This is a genomic window from Pumilibacter muris, assembly GCF_943193045.1.
Classification (GTDB): domain Bacteria; phylum Bacillota; class Clostridia; order Christensenellales; family Pumilibacteraceae; genus Pumilibacter; species Pumilibacter muris.
This window is the reverse complement of record NZ_CALPCN010000001.1, coordinates 367,557-385,748: the sequence shown is the minus strand read 5'-3', so window position 1 is coordinate 385,748 and position 18,192 is coordinate 367,557. Positions and strand designations below refer to the sequence as shown.

At 44.0% G+C, this 18,192-nt stretch carries 11 protein-coding genes and 4 tRNA genes; 11 read left to right on the top strand and 4 right to left on the bottom strand.

Annotation, left to right across the window (positions count from 1 at the left end; genetic code table 11):
• Positions 1-44 precede the first annotated feature (44 nt).
• The 6 genes from NFR62_RS01815 to NFR62_RS01790 all read left to right on the top strand — a co-directional run bounded on the left by NFR62_RS01815 (position 45) and on the right by NFR62_RS01790 (position 13,929).
• Positions 45-974, top strand: a complete 930-nt coding sequence (locus tag NFR62_RS01815; RefSeq protein ID WP_251612828.1) for an ABC transporter ATP-binding protein — start codon at positions 45-47, stop codon at positions 972-974.
• Positions 971-1,891 (top strand): ABC transporter ATP-binding protein, encoded by a 921-nt coding sequence (locus NFR62_RS01810; RefSeq protein WP_251612825.1) that lies wholly within the window; start codon positions 971-973, stop codon positions 1,889-1,891. Before NFR62_RS01815 ends, NFR62_RS01810 begins: the two co-directional genes overlap by 4 nt.
• Entirely contained in the window at positions 1,881-3,410 is a 1,530-nt protein-coding gene (locus NFR62_RS01805; protein ID WP_251612822.1) for an ABC transporter permease subunit, read from the top strand. The genes NFR62_RS01810 and NFR62_RS01805 overlap by 11 nt, the downstream gene beginning before the upstream one ends.
• Positions 3,411-3,479: 69 nt before the next feature.
• The gene (locus tag NFR62_RS01800; RefSeq protein ID WP_251612819.1) at positions 3,480-4,070 is read left to right on the top strand and encodes a TetR/AcrR family transcriptional regulator; all 591 of its coding nucleotides are present in this window, start codon (positions 3,480-3,482) and stop codon (positions 4,068-4,070) included.
• 157 nt (positions 4,071-4,227) lie between these two features.
• Positions 4,228-9,252 carry an InlB B-repeat-containing protein gene (locus NFR62_RS01795; protein ID WP_251612816.1) on the top strand — a complete coding sequence of 1,675 codons (5,025 nt, stop codon included), beginning with the start codon at positions 4,228-4,230 and terminating at the stop codon, positions 9,250-9,252.
• Positions 9,253-9,285: 33 nt separating this feature from the next.
• Positions 9,286-13,929 carry an InlB B-repeat-containing protein gene (locus NFR62_RS01790; RefSeq protein WP_251612814.1) on the top strand — a complete coding sequence of 1,548 codons (4,644 nt, stop codon included), beginning with the start codon at positions 9,286-9,288 and terminating at the stop codon, positions 13,927-13,929.
• Positions 13,930-14,092: 163 nt separating this feature from the next.
• Here NFR62_RS01790 and NFR62_RS01785 read toward each other — a convergent pair.
• From NFR62_RS01785 to NFR62_RS01770, 4 genes are all read right to left on the bottom strand, one after another.
• Positions 14,093-14,179 (bottom strand) — tRNA-Leu (locus NFR62_RS01785).
• Positions 14,180-14,227: 48 nt separating this feature from the next.
• Positions 14,228-14,301, bottom strand: a tRNA-Cys gene (locus NFR62_RS01780).
• Between the two features lie 47 nt (positions 14,302-14,348).
• A tRNA-Gly gene (locus NFR62_RS01775) sits at positions 14,349-14,423 on the bottom strand.
• Position 14,424: 1 nt separating this feature from the next.
• Positions 14,425-14,500, bottom strand: a tRNA-Val gene (locus NFR62_RS01770).
• Positions 14,501-14,662: 162 nt separating this feature from the next.
• On the opposite strand from NFR62_RS01770, the gene NFR62_RS01765 reads away from it, so the two are divergent.
• The 5 genes from NFR62_RS01765 to scfB all read left to right on the top strand — a co-directional run bounded on the left by NFR62_RS01765 (position 14,663) and on the right by scfB (position 18,155).
• Positions 14,663-15,415, top strand: coding sequence for a hypothetical protein (locus NFR62_RS01765; RefSeq protein WP_251612811.1), 753 nt, complete (start codon positions 14,663-14,665; stop codon positions 15,413-15,415).
• Positions 15,416-15,498: 83 nt separating this feature from the next.
• Positions 15,499-16,038 (top strand): preprotein translocase subunit YajC, encoded by a 540-nt coding sequence (locus NFR62_RS01760; protein WP_251612807.1) that lies wholly within the window; start codon positions 15,499-15,501, stop codon positions 16,036-16,038.
• Between the two features lie 77 nt (positions 16,039-16,115).
• Entirely contained in the window at positions 16,116-16,505 is a 390-nt protein-coding gene (locus NFR62_RS01755) for a TIGR04086 family membrane protein (RefSeq protein ID WP_251612804.1), read from the top strand.
• 104 nt (positions 16,506-16,609) lie between these two features.
• Positions 16,610-16,777, top strand: coding sequence for a six-cysteine ranthipeptide SCIFF (scfA, locus tag NFR62_RS01750; protein ID WP_251612802.1), 168 nt, complete (start codon positions 16,610-16,612; stop codon positions 16,775-16,777).
• A 37-nt stretch (positions 16,778-16,814) separates the two neighbouring features.
• Entirely contained in the window at positions 16,815-18,155 is a 1,341-nt protein-coding gene (scfB, locus tag NFR62_RS01745; RefSeq protein ID WP_251612789.1) for a thioether cross-link-forming SCIFF peptide maturase, read from the top strand.
• Positions 18,156-18,192: the final 37 nt, after the last annotated feature.

Genomic DNA, 18,192 nt, shown 5'->3' with positions numbered 1-18,192 from the left:
AAGTGTGAGTGCGGAATTGCCGTAACACTTTAAGGAGGTACGATTTGTTCAATATAGAAGTGGAACATCTTACAAAAGATTACGGCTCGGGACGAGGCGTGTTCGACGTGTCTTTTTCGGTAGGCAAAGGCGAAGTTTTCGGCTTTCTCGGACCGAACGGCGCGGGTAAATCGACAACAATACGCCACCTTATGGGATTTTCAAAGCCTCAAAGCGGAAGCACGCGTATTTTCGGCAAAGAAACGTTTGAACGTTACAATGAAATTTTGGGTAATGTGGGATACATACCCGGCGAAATCGCTCTGCCTGCGGGGCTTACGGGATGGGAATTTATACGCATGATGCAAAACTTGCAAAAGTGCAAAAACGACAAGCGACTCGACGAGCTTTTAACTCTATTCGACCTAAACCCCGAAGGCGAAACTAAGCGAATGAGTTTGGGAGTTAAGAGAAAGCTTGCCGTAGTCACCGCTTTTATGAGCGACCCCGAAGTGCTGATTTTAGACGAGCCGACAAGCGGGCTCGACCCCGTTATGCAGGAAGTGTTCGTCGAGTTTATAAAGAACGAAAAAGAGCGCGGAAAAACTATTTTGCTTTCAAGTCATATTTTTTCGGAAGTGGACGCCACCTGCGACCGCATAGCGATTATTAAAGACGGAAAAATAGTTTCGGATTTTGTTGCCGACGATTTAAAGCACGCAACAAGAAAAAGATACGAACTTGATTTTTCCGACTTGGCTTCATGCGAAAAATTCGTTGGCGAAGCGCAAAAAAGCAACATTCTCAAAATTGTCGAGCGAGGCGAGAACAACTCGAAAATCACCGTAGAAACGGAAGACAAATACATAAACGGCGTGATAGAAATGTTGTCGGCTTATCCCGTGCGCGGATTCGGGCATAAAAAAGAAACGCTCGAAGACTATTTTATGAGCTACTATAAAGAAGATAAAGAATTCGGAGGTGCGTTACAATGACGAATTCCGTAATCGAGATTGAAAACTTAACAAAAGACTACGGCGAAGGGCGCGGAATTTTCGGCATCGATTTGCAAATCCGCAAAGGCGAAATGCTCGGCTTTGCCGGCACTAACGGTAGCGGCAAAACTACGACTATCCGCCACATAATGGGTTTTTTGCGTCCTACTTCGGGAAGCGTGAAAGTAGACGGAAAAGAATCGTGGACCCATTCGAGCGAAATCGTGAAACGAATCGGCTATGTTCCCGGCGAAATAGCTTTTCCCGACCTATCGACGGGCACAGAATTTTTAAAAAGTCAAGCCGAGTTTCTTAACGTTTCGAATATGAACTATGCCGAATATTTAATCGAGAAGCTTCAGCTTGACCCGCGCGCGCCGCTCAAACGAATGAGCAAAGGCATGAAGCAGAAAACCGCGATTGTAGCCGCTCTCATGGCAAACCCCGACATTATTTTGCTTGACGAACCAACTACGGGGCTCGACCCGTTAATGAGAGACGCATTTCTTGAAATAATCAATAACGAGCACAAAAACGGAAAAACGATTTTTATGAGTAGCCACATGTTCGGCGAGCTCGAAACAACGTGCGACAGAGTTGCTCTCATAAGTAACGGAAAAATAGCAGACGTTGCCGATATGAACGTAATACGGAATCGAACGGAACACGAATATAAGATAGAATTCAATAACGAAGCGGATTATTTGAAATTCAAGCAAAGCGGCTACGCTGTTGTGCGAGACCAACCGCAATATATGCAACTAACCGTTTCCGTTTCCAACGACGAAACGTCGGAGCTATTCAAATCGTTAAAAGGCAAAAACGTTAAGTTTATAACCGAAGCGGTTTATAATCTTGAAAAACATTTTAAAAACGTGTTACACGAAGAAAAGGAGAATTCAAACAATGTTCAGTAAATCGTTATTTAAACAGTCGTGCAAAGCGAACGGCTTAATGTGGACAATTATTACGGTGGCGGTATGTTTTATGTTGTGTTGCGTAATGCTAATCGCGGGCAACGGCGAACTCGGCGAAACAAAAGTTGCAATAGAGGACGCCGTCGTTCAAGGCGAGCTTACTTCCGAGACGGAGAGCAGAGCAATAAACTACTACGAAATCACCGACGGCGCTCTTAAATTTTTCGACACAAGTTTTTCGAACGCTATGGCGGATACGGGAAACGTCAATTCGTCTTACGCTATTGCGGCAAACGAGCTCGGCTCAACATACTATGCGCAGCTACTCGAAAAAAACGGCTATTCCGCCGATTCGGTTGAAGGGCAGGAACTTAAAGGCGTGGTGTTTTACGCAATAAACCCGCCCGAATTAGACGCAAGCGGCAATCCGACGGGAGAAAATCAATTCGATAAGTTTTTCGATTACGAAAGCTTGGGAGTTGCGGCTCCCGACTATAAGCCGTATTTGCAAACTCTTACAAGTCCTAATCACGAAATCGAGCGCGCCAAATACGCAATGACTCAATCAAGCGTTTTTCTTGCGGGCAACATGGTAAAGCAGGAAAACGTTGAGCTGATGTTAGCTCAACTGAAAGAATACGGAATAACTCAACAAAAATTCCACGAATTCGGTTTCGATAAGTTTGATTTTGTTAAAAGTCTTGCCGAAAACACTATTGTGGATTACAGAGCGAATTTGCAATATAGGTTAGACAACAATCCCGATAATAAATCGGAAAGCGAAATAAAAACCGAACTCGCCGCCGAACTCTCGGCAGGACTTCTTGCGAGTTTGCCCGACAACGTTGCGGACGCGCTAAAAGAAATAGGCGCCGCCGACTTATACGGCACGCTTGTGGGTTCGATTTTCTTTAAAATGGCGGGATTACTGCTTCCTATTATTTACATGATTATGACTTCGAACGCGCTCGTTGCGGGGCAGGTAGACAGCGGTTCTATGGCTTATGTTTTAAGCTCGGGAACAAAGCGCAAAGCGGTGGTATTCACTCAGGCGGTGTTCCTAATCAGCTCTATTTTCGCAATGTTCGTTTTAACAACAATAACAAGCGTTATATGTCTTGCGATTGTAGACGTGAACACGGGGTTAACGTATGGCAAACTTTTGCTGATAAATTTGGGAGCATTTCTCGTGATGTTCGCAATGAGCGGAATATGCTTTCTCACTTCGTGCGTATTTAACCGAAGCAAGAATTCTATGGCGCTCGGCGGCGGATTGAACATGTTTTTCCTTGTGGCTACAATGCTCGGACTCTTCGGCTCGCCGGTGCTTCCTTCGATTATCAGAATGAAAGCTCTTAACGCGTTTAACTATGTTTCGCTTATATCGCTGTTCGACGTGGTGTCCATTCTCGAAGGCGGGCTCGCGTTCTTATGGAAGCTTGCAATACTCGCGGCGGTGGGAACGGTATGCTACATAGCGGGAAGTTTGCGCTTTGAGAAAAAAGATTTGCCGTTATAAAACGTTTGTAAAATTTCGCGTTTATGTGATATAATGAATATAATCGCTATATGCAAAGGAGTGGGGAGCTTGAATTCAGTACAATCGGAAAAATACGACCGCAGGGTTGTTAAAACAAAAAAGGCAATAAAGAACGCGTTTATAAAGTTGCTTGCCGAAAAGAATTTTAACGAAATTACCGTTAAAAATATTGCGGACGAAGCGGACATAGACCGCAAAACGCTTTATAACCACTACGGCGGAATTTTCGAAATACGCGACGAACTCGAAAACGACCTTGCGGAATTACTCGACCGCGCCGTGCGCGAACTCGATTTCGAAAAGAATATCAAGAATCCTCAGCATATTTTCGAAATTTTAACCGACATTATAAACACCAACCTCGAACTTTACGGGTGCTTGATGAAGCTTAACGCCAACTCGCATATAGTACGAAAAATAGACGGCGTGCTAAAAAGCCGACTTCGCACGGCTATGGAACAAAGTTCCGTTTTCAACGAGCCGCGAAACCTCGACCTTTGCACCGATTTTATAACTTCTGGACTGCTGTCGGTATATCAAAATTGGTTTAATTCCTCCCGAAGCCGACCGCTGAAAGAAGTTTCGGAAGAAGCGGGGAGACTTGTGCTTTTCGGTTTAAAAGATTTTGCTTCGGTTTAACGGTTAAATTTTTTTCGCATAAATATTCATTTAATATTCGCAAAACGCACATAATCGCTTGACAGCGCTAAAAGGCTGTGATAAAATGTACTTAAAATCGACAAGGACGTCGGAACTGTGTTTCGACGCCCTTTTTCCATTTCCGGAGGCTTAAAAAATGAAAAAATCGTTAAAAGTCTTGTTGCTCTCTCTTATGGCGGTGCTTATGTGCGGAGTCGCGCTTTCGGTTACCGCTTGCAGCAGCAAGCAGACCTACACGCTTACTTTTATTTCCGAAGGGACGACCCACGCCGAAATTACGGCAAAAGAAGGCGCAAATATTACCCCCCCCCGCGAACCTGAGGCTCAAAATGCGGGATACGTTTTCGACGGTTGGTATTTAGACGCCGACTTTTCGGGCGAGCGGCAAACGGTTCCGTCGGTTATGCCGCGCGAAAATATTACATACTATGCAAAATTCGCGGCGCCCGCGCAACTCACCGTAAACAACGGAAACGGCGCCGAACCCATAACCTACAACGTTGCCGTAGGAACCAACGTATTGCAATTTCTTTCCGATAAATCACCGTCGGCTTCGGGGCTAATTTTCGGCGGTTGGTTTTCGGGCAACACTCAGCTTACGTCATCGTCCACCGTGCCTGCGGCGGGTCTTACCGTAAGCGCGAGATATAAAATAGAATATACTGTTAAAGCTTATAAACAAAATCAACTCGGCACATACTCCAAAACTCCCGAAGAAAGTAAGGCGACGGGGTGGGTGGATTCCACGCTCACCGCTTCCGACGTCGATTTTGCGCATTTTCAAGTTGACGAAAGCCAAACCGAATACATTAAACTCACGTTAGGCGGCGAAAACGTTTTCACCGTTTATCTTAAAAGAAACGTTTATAATATTTATTACGACCCCAACGAGCCGGTAGGAGAATCGGTTGCAGGTAATATGACGCCCTCGTCGGCTATGTACGAGCTTCCCGTTACGGTATCGGAAAATCTGTACTCTATAAGCGGCTACCGCTTTGCAGGTTGGGCTCTTTCCGCAAGCGGCGACGCCGACGCCTCGTACAATCCGAATTTGCATGTGTTGCTTGAATCCGACGTTGTGCTTTACGCCCGTTGGGACAAGGGCTACACCGACCGTTTCGGCGGCAACGATTTGATTTATTTGCCCGAGCGCGAAGAAAACACGGTTTATCTCGAACGAGAAGGACTTGACGAGAAAAAGGGAAGCTACAATCCCGAAACGCGCGTGTTCACGTTCGAATACGAAACGGGCGGAGAACTTTCGGGTAAACTTGCGATAGACGGTTCGTTCGCGTATTACGGCGACGAAAATCCGGGCACTTACAAGTTGATAAACGCCTATTCTTCGTCGGAATTTACTGATAAAAACTGGACTTTAACGCTCGACAATTACGACGGAGCAGTGCTTAAAACGGACGTTGGCACTTTTAACGGCAACTATTCGATAGATGCGGAAAGCGGCGATTTTCACTTTGTTGCGGATGCGGGCACTCCCTCGACTTATGCAGAGTTCTATTTTACGATAGGCACGTTCGGAACAAATGACGAGCTTGCTTTTGCCGTGCGCGGCGAAGAATACGGAATACATTATTCGCTTGACGGATACAGATTCAGCACCCCGATAGTTTTATTCGACGGTTACGGAACCGCCATGTATATGACGGAATCTTCCACGCAATACGGCACATACAACTTTGCGGAAAACTTCGAACAATCCAAAGAAATAGAAATTTCTTTGCTTGCCTACGATAAAGAAAATTCGCAATATTATATTAGCGAAGTGGCAACCTGCAAGCTTCTCGGAAAAACGGAAGCTACCGACACCACTACGGGCGAAGTTTCGGAAGTCGGAATTTTGAAAGTACGCGATAAAGCGGTGGGCAAATACGCGCTCGGAAGCGGGCAAGACGTTACGCTCGAACTCGACGGTTACGGCGCCGGTTGGTATCTTAATTCTTCAAAACGCGAAAACATATCATACACGCTCGACGGCACAATAGTCAGCTTTACGCTTAACAAAAACCGTTATGTGTTTAATCTCGATTTAGAAGAAAAAATTTATGACGCCGACGTGGGCAAGGAACAAGGCAAATACTTGTTATATGTTCCGTTCGAAGAGCAACCGTATACAACAACTCTTACCCTCGACGGCAAGGGGAACGCGGTGTGGTATGTGAACAATATGGCGTCGGGACGCAAACAAGGCGCTTATGTTTACAACGAACAAACAAATTTGGTGACTTGCACCGCCGACGGTATAGAATACGTCTACTTACTCGACACTGTAACTTGGCACGATTCCGAATACGCCGTTTATATGGAAAAACTTACGGTTGTGTTAAACGAAAATAAAAACGACGAATCGGAAGTTTGGCCAAACGGCAGTTACGGAACAGAAGTAACGCTTGAACTCGACGGCTACGGCAATGCCCGTTACGGTAGCGCTGAGGGCGCTTATTCGCTTGAACTCCGTAAAGGATACGATGAAATTTTCGTTCTGTTCTATCAAAATACAGAACTTAAACATACGTTCCTTGTAAAACATTCCGATTCTTCGTATTTATACGAAACAAATGCGGCGGTAGGGGAATACTCGTCGTTCAAATTTGACGGCGTAAGTTTTAAATACGACAGTTACGCGCTCCGTTTGTTTGAAAACAACCGAGCGGAATTGCTAGTGTCTAGTTGGAACGGAACTAAATCAATCGGCGACGGAAAATACGAAAGCAAGGGCGACGGAAAAACATATACTTTCACATTAAACGACCCGAGCGTTACGCAAGTTGAAAGCCTTAAAAAATTCGATTTCATTTTCTCTAACGCGCCTAACGGCACGCGCGTGTATATAGCGTATAACGAAGCAATCGATTTCGATTACCAAACCGAAGACGGCACGGAAATTCTTTCTTTCGACGGCTACGGTTACGCGACTTATACGGTGAACGGCTCGGATATCGTTTCATCGAAATTCGAAATACAGTGGGGAAACTATAAACTCACCGACGGAGAAACCGAATACAGCTTCACAACATACGAAAAAGACGGTGTAACTTATTTTGTGCGCGCAGGCAAAGAAGCTCGAATTTACACGCTTTACGACCCTACGGGAACCGAAAAGCAACAAATGATTATAGACGGCAACGGAAAAGCCGAACTGTTTCGTTATAACAGCACCGACGAAAAATACGAAACTTTAGTCTATGGCACTTATATGCCGACCGAACGCGACGACGAATGGGAATTTATATCGAGCAATAAAAATTTGAGTTCCGATTTCAGATTTATTCTTCCGTCCGACGCTCCTTATATCGCTTTCATGAAATACAACGAACTTGCCGACGGGCGTTTCGATTCGCAAGACTGGACTATTCTCATTCTCGACGGTTACTACGGTTACTATACGGGAGCCAAATATATTGAAGCGAAAGGCGTTACCCATATAGGAACATACACGGCGGAAGGGCAAAGCGGAAACGTGGTCGTATTTACCGACAGCACCTCGAAAGCAAAGTTTAATCTTAAACTTTCCGAAACAAACACGTTTAAACGTTTGGGCGACGAGCGGGGCGATTATGTATATTACGTTCCCATTACCAACGCTATGTATTCCATGCCTCTTATCACGCTCGACGGCGAAGGCGGCGCAATATTGCAACTAAACAACATAACTTCGGTAAACGGCAATTACGCGCTTTACGGCGATTCTCGCAACGAATACACGTTCACTTATATTGAGGACGGCAAAACCGTTTCTTTCCGTTTCCGTACTTCCACATACGGTTCCCGTCTCACATTCCTGCTTCACGACGATAACGCCGACGGAACCTTTGCGGGCGCCGACGGAACTCTTGAAGTAGACGGTTACTATAACGGCATATACACCGACGCAAACGGCGTTAAATTCACAGGCTACTATGTGTCTGCTCGAGAAATTCCTTTGTCGAACGGCAAAGACTTTCTCATGACGTTCGTAGGCTTAAAAGAGGGCGGAAACATAGACAACGAGCAAGACGTGGCAATGCTCGTCTGCATAGTTTCGCACATTAACAACACTCTTAAAAGAGTAGGCGAGGAAGCGGGCTTCTACTATGAATATCGTCCTACCACAATGGGAGTATACCGCGTTCAACTTCTTTTAGACGGCGACGGAAACGCATATTTGCAAAATCCGGATAAAGACGGCGAATTCGAAAAAGGCACCTACACCTTAGATATAGAAACGGCTGAGGGAAGCTTTACGATAGGAAATGGGAAAGCGATTCCGTTCCGTCTTATGGAAGTACAGACTTCGCTTTCGGGCTCAACGCTTTGCTTCGTTAAATACGACGAAAAGCTTGCGGGCGAATACAGCTCGGCGGAACTCGGAACTCTTACGCTCGACGGCTTCGGCGAAGGTGTGTATGTAAACGCGGCGGGCAACACGTTTAACGGCGTTATAACGGGCATATACGAAACGGAGTATATTACTGACCCCACGATTATATTCACACCCATAGGCGACGACGGCTATGCGGGCGACGAATTGTTCTTTAAACTTAACCGCAAACAACTTTCGTTTAAAGCGGCGGGTAACGAAGTAAACACCTATTACGGTTATAGGGTTGATTCGCTCGGCGGAACATACAATCAAAACCAACAGCTTATTCTCGACGGCGACGGAAAAGCCGAATACTACGAGCTTGAAAAAACAAGCGAGCTCGAAGGCGAATACGTTTTGGTAGCGGCGGGCACCTATACGGTTAAGAGCACCGAAACAAACGAAAGCGGAAATACTACCGTTACCTACACTTTCGTTTCTCTCGACGGAAATACTACATTCGACTTTCAATTCCGTTATATTCAAGAATACTTTATGGGCGGACTCGTTCCTTGTTTTGCAAAATACGACGACAACTTTAACGGCACCTATACGGGCACCACAACCGACGATTTAGGCAATACCGTAAACAATTCGCTTACAATAAACGGCTACGAGCTTGCAACCTACACGCTTGGCGAAGAAACTTACAGCGGCACCTATTCTATTAGCTACGAAGACGGAAAAACGCTCGTTAAATTCACAGCGCGCAACGAGAAAGGGCAATCGATTGCAACGGCAACATTCTCTATATCCAACGACGGAAAAACGCTTACGGTTGTAAGCGCTTTAAAGGGCAAGTAATTTATTTGAAAAGAAAAAAAGGAGAAGTCAGTTATGAAAAACAAGGCAAAAACTTATTTGTTGCCGTTTGTATGCGCGTTGTTTATTGCGTGCGCAGGATTGTTCGTTGCATGCGGAAATTCAAACAACAAGAATAACGGCGGAGGCGGCATCGAAATTCCCGACGAACCGGCAACTTACACACTTACGTTCATTACCGACGGCGGAACGAAAATTGCGCCCATAACGGCAAAAGAGGGAAGCTCCGTAACTCCGCCCGCCGACCCCGAAAAAGACGGGTTCGTTTTCGGCGGTTGGTATCTTACGCCCGAGCATAGCGGTAATGCGGTTACGTTGCCCACCACAATGCCGAGCGAAAACAAAACTTTTTATGCGAAGTTTTTAAGAAAGTACGTTTTGGAATATAACGCCAACGCGCCCGAAAATACTACGGCAAGCGGAACAACAGCAAGCACCGATTGTGTTGAGGGCAAACCCGCAGTAATTGCCGAAAACGGTTACTCTATTGTAGGCTATCTTTTCATGGGCTGGTCTACTTCCGCAAACGGAGACGTAAACGTAAACGCGGATTTCACGCTAACGCAGAACACAACCGTATATGCCGTATGGAACAAAGGTTACAGAAATAAAACGAAGCAAGACGACTACTTGTTTATAAGCGGCGACGAAGCAGTATTGTTGCACAACGGAACGAAATCGAAAGGAACGTACAATTCCGAAACAAAAATTTTCTCGATAACCGCAGGCTCCGAAATTATAGACGGGCGCCTTTTCGAAGACCAAACGTTTTCTTGTTTCGGTGAAAATTCTTTCGGCGTACATTCTCTTTACAATGCTTATACAAACGAGGAGGCAAGCACAGCCGAAACTCTCGAGCTTTTCGACAACGGAATTGCCACGCTTAACGGCAACGTTGCGGGAAGTTATACATATCTCAGCGACGGTAACTTTATGTTTGCCGCAACCAACGGCTCGTCGGAATTCATATTTAAAGTCGCTACTTTGAGCGTTGAGAATGAAGAAACGCTTGTTTTCTATAAGCAAGGCGCCGAAGAGGGCGTATATACGCTTTACGGCGGCACAAGCGTTCTCACGCTCGACGGCTACGGAAAAGCGACTGTGGGCAGCACGGAATATGCGTATACTCCCGCAGCTAACGGAACTTACTCGCTCGGCACTTCTAAAACCGTTAAATTATACGGTAACGAAAATTATGTTGAATATAACGAAGCTTTGAACAATACGTTTACCGACGGAACCAACACATTGGAACTTGACGGGTATGTTAATGCAGTATTAAACGGCAAAAACGGAACTTTCTCAATATCTGTTAAACGTGGCTTTGAGTCGGAACTCTATGTTCGCGTTATTACCGAAACCGACGATAAAATATTTAAAATCGACGGTACTGCGATTATTGAAACTACCGCCGAAAAAGGAAAATACGAGCAATTTGCCTACGGAAGCATGTCTATAGGCGGCGCAAACTATGAAATGACGTTGGACGGTGAAGGGAACGCCGAGATAGTTAAAAAAAGCATACCTATTAAAACTATCGTTGCAAAAGGAACATATGCAAAAGTTGGCGGTTCCGACTTATGGGAATTTACGCCCAACAGTAGCTACACAAGCTACGGCTCCTTTAAATTCAGATTCTTCTTGCATTCCAACGGACGGACTATGTTTGAAAAATATGACGAGCCGTATGTAGGCACATTTGCAAAAGGGGCGGATACTATAACGCTTGACGGTTACGGACACAACGCTGTTTATGTAAAATCAGGAGTTACCACTGAATTCGATTCTTATACATTATCGGGCAATGTTCTTAATTTAAACGGAACTCGATTCGTGCTGAATACCTCTAACAGTACGTTTAAAATAGAAGGCGACGAAAAGCTAATTCCCTATTATTACAGCGCTCAAAATAAAGGTACTGAAAGCAAACCGAGCGAAAACGATTTAAGAATTAAACTTGACGGGCTTTCAAGCGCGACAGTTTGGAAATACACTTTTGATTATAATGCTTTCGAAAACGTTTGGGAAGAATGCGGAAAGGGCACTTATGCCATGTCAGATACTTTACCCAACGTTTGGCAATATACAAAAGTTAGCGGCTCGCAAAATAGTTTCAATTTTACTTTAATGGGTAATAAGTTTATACTCGAAAACGCTTCCGCAGTAAAAACTTATAACAATGCGGACGGCACGACTCTCGAGTTCGATTCGTTTGCTTTACCTATTTATACCGATTCTGACAGCGTTACTCATACGGGCATTCCTGTTTCTTATGATACGTCGGTGGACAATATTTTAAAAGATTTAATTAAGTTTACCGATGCCAACGGAAATACTTTCGCTTTTAAACTCAATAATTCCGACACCGATAACCTTACTTTCTCAATGATAAGTAGCGAATTCGGGAAATACGAGCGTGGTAATAATCCCGCAGGTATGTCATACATATTAAGTCTTAACGGAGAAGGTAGCGCTTCTTACGGCACTTATACGGGAACATATGAGAAAATTCAAAATTCTGCCGATATATGGAAATTTACTGAAGTTAGAGCAGAAAGCGACACGTCGGAACGTGAGAACACAGTATTTACATTCAAGCTTATAGGCAACGAATATTTTATGGAAGACGTTGTATATTTCGAAAACGCCGAATATGCTTTAAGTAATTCTATCCTTAAACTTGATACTTTCGGTTTTGCGGAATATACCGACACGCAAGGCAATACCATAGTAGGCAAATATAAAAAAGCCGAAAACGGTTACGTTACGTTCACTGCCGAAAACGGCGACACTATTCTTTTCCGTTGTTTTGATTCGCAATTTGTGATTCCCGGTGTGGAAAAGGGGAGCTACACGCTTAGCGGCGGAACTTCGACTTTGGAGCTTGACGGGGAAGGAAACGCAATATTCGCCGACGAAGAGAGCATAAACGGAACATATGAATACTTTTTAGAAACCGACGATTATGCTTTCAATTCGGATACAATTTCATTCCGTTTCAAATTTGCCTCTAATAATAAGTACATTGTGGCATATAAATACGCATATCGTTACGTTGGCGCAAACGACTTTAACGTTCTAATTCTCGGCGAATACGGCGATGGCTCATTCATCAATCAAATGGGAATCCCTGAAGAAGGCACTTACGCTGTAATAAGCGAGCAAATAGTAAAATTAAACGGCAAATATTACAGAATTGATTTTTCCGCAAAAACATTTACAACCGAAACAGAAGATTTAATTATTGACGGAACAACACTTGTGGCATATCAGGGTAATAATATAAACATAGTTGTTCCTAATGAAGTTACCGCCGTTTTACCTAATGTATTTAATGTTTGCAAAGATTCTCTTGTTTCTATTGAACTTGGCGGAATAACCGAAATACCCGATTCAATGTTTTTAGGATTTAAAAAGCTTGAAAAGGTGATAGGACATAATATTACTTCTATCGGCGATAATGTTTTTTATAATTCCTATAATTTAAAAAATATAGTTCTTGAGTTACATGGCAATAATATTCCCGAACTCGGAGAAAATCTATTTTATCGTTCAACCGATTCTCACAAAATTCTGTTTGATACTTTCGCCCTTGCGCTAAATAGTTTTAATGCAACTAATTGGGCAAAGTATGCAAATTATGTTTGCTATGCCGAAGAGGTTCCTACATTCTATTGCGAAAGCGATTTGAGCATAGCCTTTAAAAACGGTCAAGCGGCGTTGTCGTCATCAAATAAATACCTATACAAAGTTGAAGGTAATCAAATATCTTTCTATAAATACAATTCGACTGCAGAAAATAAATACACGGTTACAACCGTTGACATAACAGACAATCGGTTTACTTTCGAAGGTAAAAATTTTGTTAAAGAGGGCACCCCCCCCCGAAGCTATACCGACGCCGACGGTAACGAACTTACAATCAACATGGGCGCAAACCTTACCGCAGTGTATAACGGAAATACTGTTCCTCTTAACGCCACAAGCACGGGCGTAAGCTTCGAGTTTGAGGGCTACATTTACACAATCAAGTATACCGATTTGAACAACGAAACAAATACGTTTACGGCTACAAAAGCGTTTAAAGAGGTAATCTTTGATTTGAAAGGAAACGACGGAACAAGCGCAGTAAAAATCAAACAAACAGCTCCCGACAAATTCGAACTTAGTGCAACCGCTACTTTCTTGGTAGACGGTTCTAAAGTAACAATTAGTGTAAATTCAATTAGTAAAAATTGGGGACGTTTTTATTCTCATGTTTTCAAAACCGAATCCGGTTATGTTGTCTATGAGTTAATAAATGCAAAAGCGTATTATCTAACATTAGTTGACGAAAGCAATTTTAGCTTCACTGTTAAAAATGGAATTATTCTTAAAGATACTAATCATTCTCCACAAGGCGCTGTGTCGGTATTTACCGATTCAAACGGTGAAATTGAACATGTTGCGTTACTTTTTCCCAGCACAGAAACAGGTTCTATAAGTAGTGGGGCTATGTATGGTACAAAAGCAGATTGCGAAAAGCAAGAAAACGGTTCTTACATATTTACAAATGTTTGGTGCTATAATAGTTGGACATTAAAATATACGTTTACTGTTACAATTGCCATTACGGACGGCATACCTACAAGCGTAACAATTATAGGAACTCAAAACTAATTAACTTAAAAAAACGGCGACTCGCATTTGAGAACCGCCGTTTAACTTGATAAAAAATAAAGCAATAGGGAATAATCTTTTTAAAATAAATATGCCTTGCCGCTATCGGCAAGGCATATTTATTGGTTTAACACAGAGGGTGGGGTTCAACCTCTATCGTTACTGGTGCCCGAAACCGGACTCGAACCGGTACGATGTTTCCATCACGGGATTTTAAGTCCCGGGCGTCTGCCTGTTCCGCCACTCGGGCAAATAAAAAAGCCCATACTATTCGCGCTTACAGCGGTAATGGGCTTATTGGAGGCACCACCCGGACTTGAACCGGGGGTAAAGGCTTTGCAGGCCTCTGCCTTACCACTTGGCTATGGTGCCGTATATCATATAATATGCGTTACGACCCTGAGCCGTTACCGAATATTTGGAGCGGAAGACGAGATTCGAACTCGCGACATTTGCCTTGGCAAGGCAACGCTCTACCACTGAGCCACTTCCGCATGGTGGGAGCTACAGGGCTCGAACCTGTGACCCTCTGCTTGTAAGGCAGATGCTCTCCCAACTGAGCTAAGCTCCCATGTCCCACATGCTTATATAATATATCAAAAATTTTCATAAAAAGCAAGGGATTTTAACAACCTTTTTCAAATTTTTTTCTTTTTAGCCGACATTTATTTACAGATTTTGCACGCTTAAAAACGAAAGCACTGCATAAAATAAGGAAGAGGACTGTGATAAGATGTTTCAATTCGGTTTTAGTGTGGCAAACGAACATGAAAATTGGTTTAGAACAATGGAAGAAGTTTTCGCCATTAAAGTGAAAAAAGCGGGCGGAATTTTTGCCGACGTAAAAAACGAACACCGCACTTCGGTTAGCGTGGCCGGGGAGCCTAACAGCAAAACAGCTTTATTAAACGAACTTAAAGGCTGTTTTACAGACATGTTCGCCACAGTGGTTAAATACGATTATCTGAAAAAGAAAATCAAACTGCCGCTCGAACGTAATTCGTATAATCTGCTTTTGCATACCCTTGTGGCATTCGACCGCGAAAACGAAAGGGAGTTGATAGAAAACGAACTTGTTATGCGCGACGGAATCGCGCTCGACGGAGTTTTTTATTTTAAGCTCGGAGAATTGCGCGCAAGGTGGGACGAAATTGCCGAACTCGCAATGGCAAACGCGTCTTACCTTATAGACGAAGATACTTTAAACGAATTGATTCGTTTTTTAATCAGCGCGGTAAATCCCAAAATCATGCGGCTCGAAGTCAGTCAGCAGGACAACCGCTATAACGTTAGCGCGCATTTGCCCGAAAGCGAATTCGAATACAACATTATAGGCACAGAGCAACTTTTGCTATATTTAATAGACATAGCCCCGCTCGAACTGAAACTTCACGGCAATTTCACCGATAAGCGGCTGTATGACAAACTCATTCACATATTCGACGCAAAACGCGCCGATAACTGCGAAGCAAACAACAGGAGATAAAAAAACCTTTTAAAATCGCTTGCTTTAATTTGTAAATTATGATACAGTTAATGTATTGAGTTTTTAGGAGTAATTATTAAAACATGTTAAATTTGCTTGCTATTGAAGGACAGACGGTTATTATGCTCGTTCTGTTGGCTGTTATGGTGGTTGTGCTTATAGTGCTTCCCATGTTCACAAACAAGCGCCGTAACAAAGCTATTAACGACCTGCACTCTTCGTTGCGTCCCGGCGACGTTGTTAAGACCGTAGGCGGCATTGTGGGAACAATAACGGAAATACGCGAAATAAGTCCCGTAGACAAAGAAATGGTGGTTGAGACGGGCGTAGGCGACCGTAAATCGACTATGGTGTTCGATGTTCAAGCCGTTTACCAAGTGCTTAGCAAAGTGGATGCGCCCGTAGAACCCGCGCCTTTCGAAGAAAAGCCCGAAAAAGCTGCCGAAGTTGCCAACCCGACGGAAACGCCTGCCGAACAACTTGCGGAAGAGTCGCTTTCAAACAACGCTGAAAACGCCGCAGAAGAAAAGCCCGAAGAACAATCGGAAGTAAGCGAGGCGGAACCGCAACCCGAAGAAAAACCCGAACCCAAAACGAAAAAGCCGAGAGCCAAAAAGGCGTAACGGTTTAAAAAAGACAAGCAGTAATAAACGCAAACACCTTCGCATATAATTAAGTATCTGTATGCGGAGGTTTTTTTATGGAACACGAATTAAAGAAAAGCACGGCGGTAGTCGAAATAATCAAGGCGCTGATTATTGCGGTAATACTGTCGTTGGTGCTGGTTTTGGTGGCTGCGCTCGTTGTTAAGCTGTTCAATATTTCGGACGGCGTAATTCCTATTTTGAACCAGGTTATTAAAGGCGTTAGCATACTTCTCGGTTGCGTAATCGCTTTAAAAAGCCGTCCCGGTTGCTGGCTTCGCGGAATTATTATCGGCATACTCTACATTGCTCTCGCGTTCGTAATATTCTCGCTTCTCGACGGCGAATTCGTTTTCGGCTTGGGTATTTTGAACGACGTGGCTTTGGGCAGCATTACGGGCATGGTTAGCGGTATTTTGGCGGGACTAAAAAAACCGCGCAACTAAACGCCTGCCGTTAATTTAATTCTACATGCCGAAATCACTTGCTTTTATTGCAAATTTTAGGTATAATCAAATAGTAAGAATTTTAGTCGGAGGTTATATCGAAAATGAAACACATAAAAGTTATTGCCGAAAAAACGGTTGAATGCGGTAACGGCACAGGATGCGGAGAATGTCAGGCAAGTTGTCAATCCGCTTGCAAAACGAGTTGCACGGTGGGGAATCAATCCTGCGAAAGAAAAATAGACAGAATTCGTAAAGAGGACAATAAGTAAAGCCGACTAAAAGTTTTGCTTAAAGAGTATACATAGGATGGTTCACACCTTTTCTTGTTTGGGGCAAAATTTTTTGCTCGACGTTGAAAGCGGCACGCTTTGCCGCATAGACGCAAACATGCGAAAATTTATCGATTCGGTTAACTCTCCGAGCGGCGTAATCGGCTCTGGAGAGTTTTCGCGTTTGCGGAAACTTTATCCCGAAGAAGCCGACGAAGTTTCCGAACTTGTAAATAAAGGTTTGCTGTTTACAAAAGCGTCAGATTTTGTTCCGCCCAAACCGGACGGCACTATAAAATCGATGTGCCTTAATATTTGCCATAACTGCAATCTTGCCTGCGCTTATTGCTTTGCCGACGAAGGAAAGTATTCGGGGCAAAAAGCGAGCATGACTGCCGAAACCGCTTGCCGCGCGCTCGATTTTCTTGCCGAGAAGAGCGGAACTCGCCGCAACCTCGAAGTGGATTTCTTCGGCGGCGAACCGCTTATGAATATGAGCGCGGTATATGCGGCAGTCGAGCACGGCAGAAAACTGGAAAAATCGCACGGCAAAAATTTCAGATTTACAATCACAACAAACGCGCTCGGATTGAACGACGAAATTTCAGATTTTCTCGATAAAGAAATGTATAACGTCGTTCTCAGTATAGACGGGCGAAAAAACGTCCATAATCAAGTGAGGAAGACGCAAGGCGGAAAAGATTCGTTCGACGTAGTTTTGCAAAACGCTTTGGCGTTCAGACGCAAAAGAGGCGACAGGCAATATTACGTTCGCGGAACGTTTACGGCGCTCAATAAGGATTTCGCAGCCGACGCGTTGGCGCTTGCCGATTACGGTTTCGATAAACTTTCTCTCGAACCCGTTGTGTTGCCCGATTCGCATCCGCTCGCTCTCAAAGATTCCGACTTGCCAGAGCTTTTCGAGCAGTACGAATCGCTTGCGGCGGAATATTTGAAGCGCCGCAAAACCCCCGAAACATGGTTCAGCTTTTTCCATTTTATAGTAGACCTAAAACATTCGCCGTGTCTCAGCAAGCGTTATTCGAGTTGCGGAGCGGGCACAGAGTATGTTGCGGTAACTCCGTCGGGCGAAATATATCCTTGTCATCAATTCGTTGGCAACGCCGCTTATAAAATGGGAAACATAGAAAGCGGAGAAATCGATTCCGCTCTTTACGAAAAATTCTGCGCCAACAATCTTGCGTATAAACCTGTTTGTCGCGACTGTTGGGCGAAGTATCATTGCAGCGGAGGTTGCGCCGCCAACGCCGTAAACTTTAACGGCAACATATCGTCGCCTTATAAAACGGCTTGCGCGCTAATGCAAAAACGGCTTGAATGCGCATTAGCGGTGTATTGCTTGGAAAACGAAGAGTAATCCGCTATCTTTTTTGCAACTAACGCTAATATTTATT

Bases quoted from the DNA above. Each gene is read 5' to 3' on its own strand.
- NFR62_RS01810 (WP_251612825.1), top strand. From the start codon at position 971: ATGACGAATTCCGTAATCGAGATTGAAAACTTAACAAAAGACTACGGC.
- NFR62_RS01805 (WP_251612822.1), top strand. From the start codon at position 1,881: ATGTTCAGTAAATCGTTATTTAAACAGTCGTGCAAAGCGAACGGCTTA.
- NFR62_RS01795 (WP_251612816.1), top strand. From the start codon at position 4,228: ATGAAAAAATCGTTAAAAGTCTTGTTGCTCTCTCTTATGGCGGTGCTT.
- NFR62_RS01790 (WP_251612814.1), top strand. From the start codon at position 9,286: ATGAAAAACAAGGCAAAAACTTATTTGTTGCCGTTTGTATGCGCGTTG.
- NFR62_RS01765 (WP_251612811.1), top strand. From the start codon at position 14,663: ATGTTTCAATTCGGTTTTAGTGTGGCAAACGAACATGAAAATTGGTTT.
- NFR62_RS01760 (WP_251612807.1), top strand. From the start codon at position 15,499: ATGTTAAATTTGCTTGCTATTGAAGGACAGACGGTTATTATGCTCGTT.
- NFR62_RS01755 (WP_251612804.1), top strand. From the start codon at position 16,116: ATGGAACACGAATTAAAGAAAAGCACGGCGGTAGTCGAAATAATCAAG.
- scfA (WP_251612802.1), top strand. From the start codon at position 16,610: ATGAAACACATAAAAGTTATTGCCGAAAAAACGGTTGAATGCGGTAAC.
- scfB (WP_251612789.1), top strand. From the start codon at position 16,815: ATGGTTCACACCTTTTCTTGTTTGGGGCAAAATTTTTTGCTCGACGTT.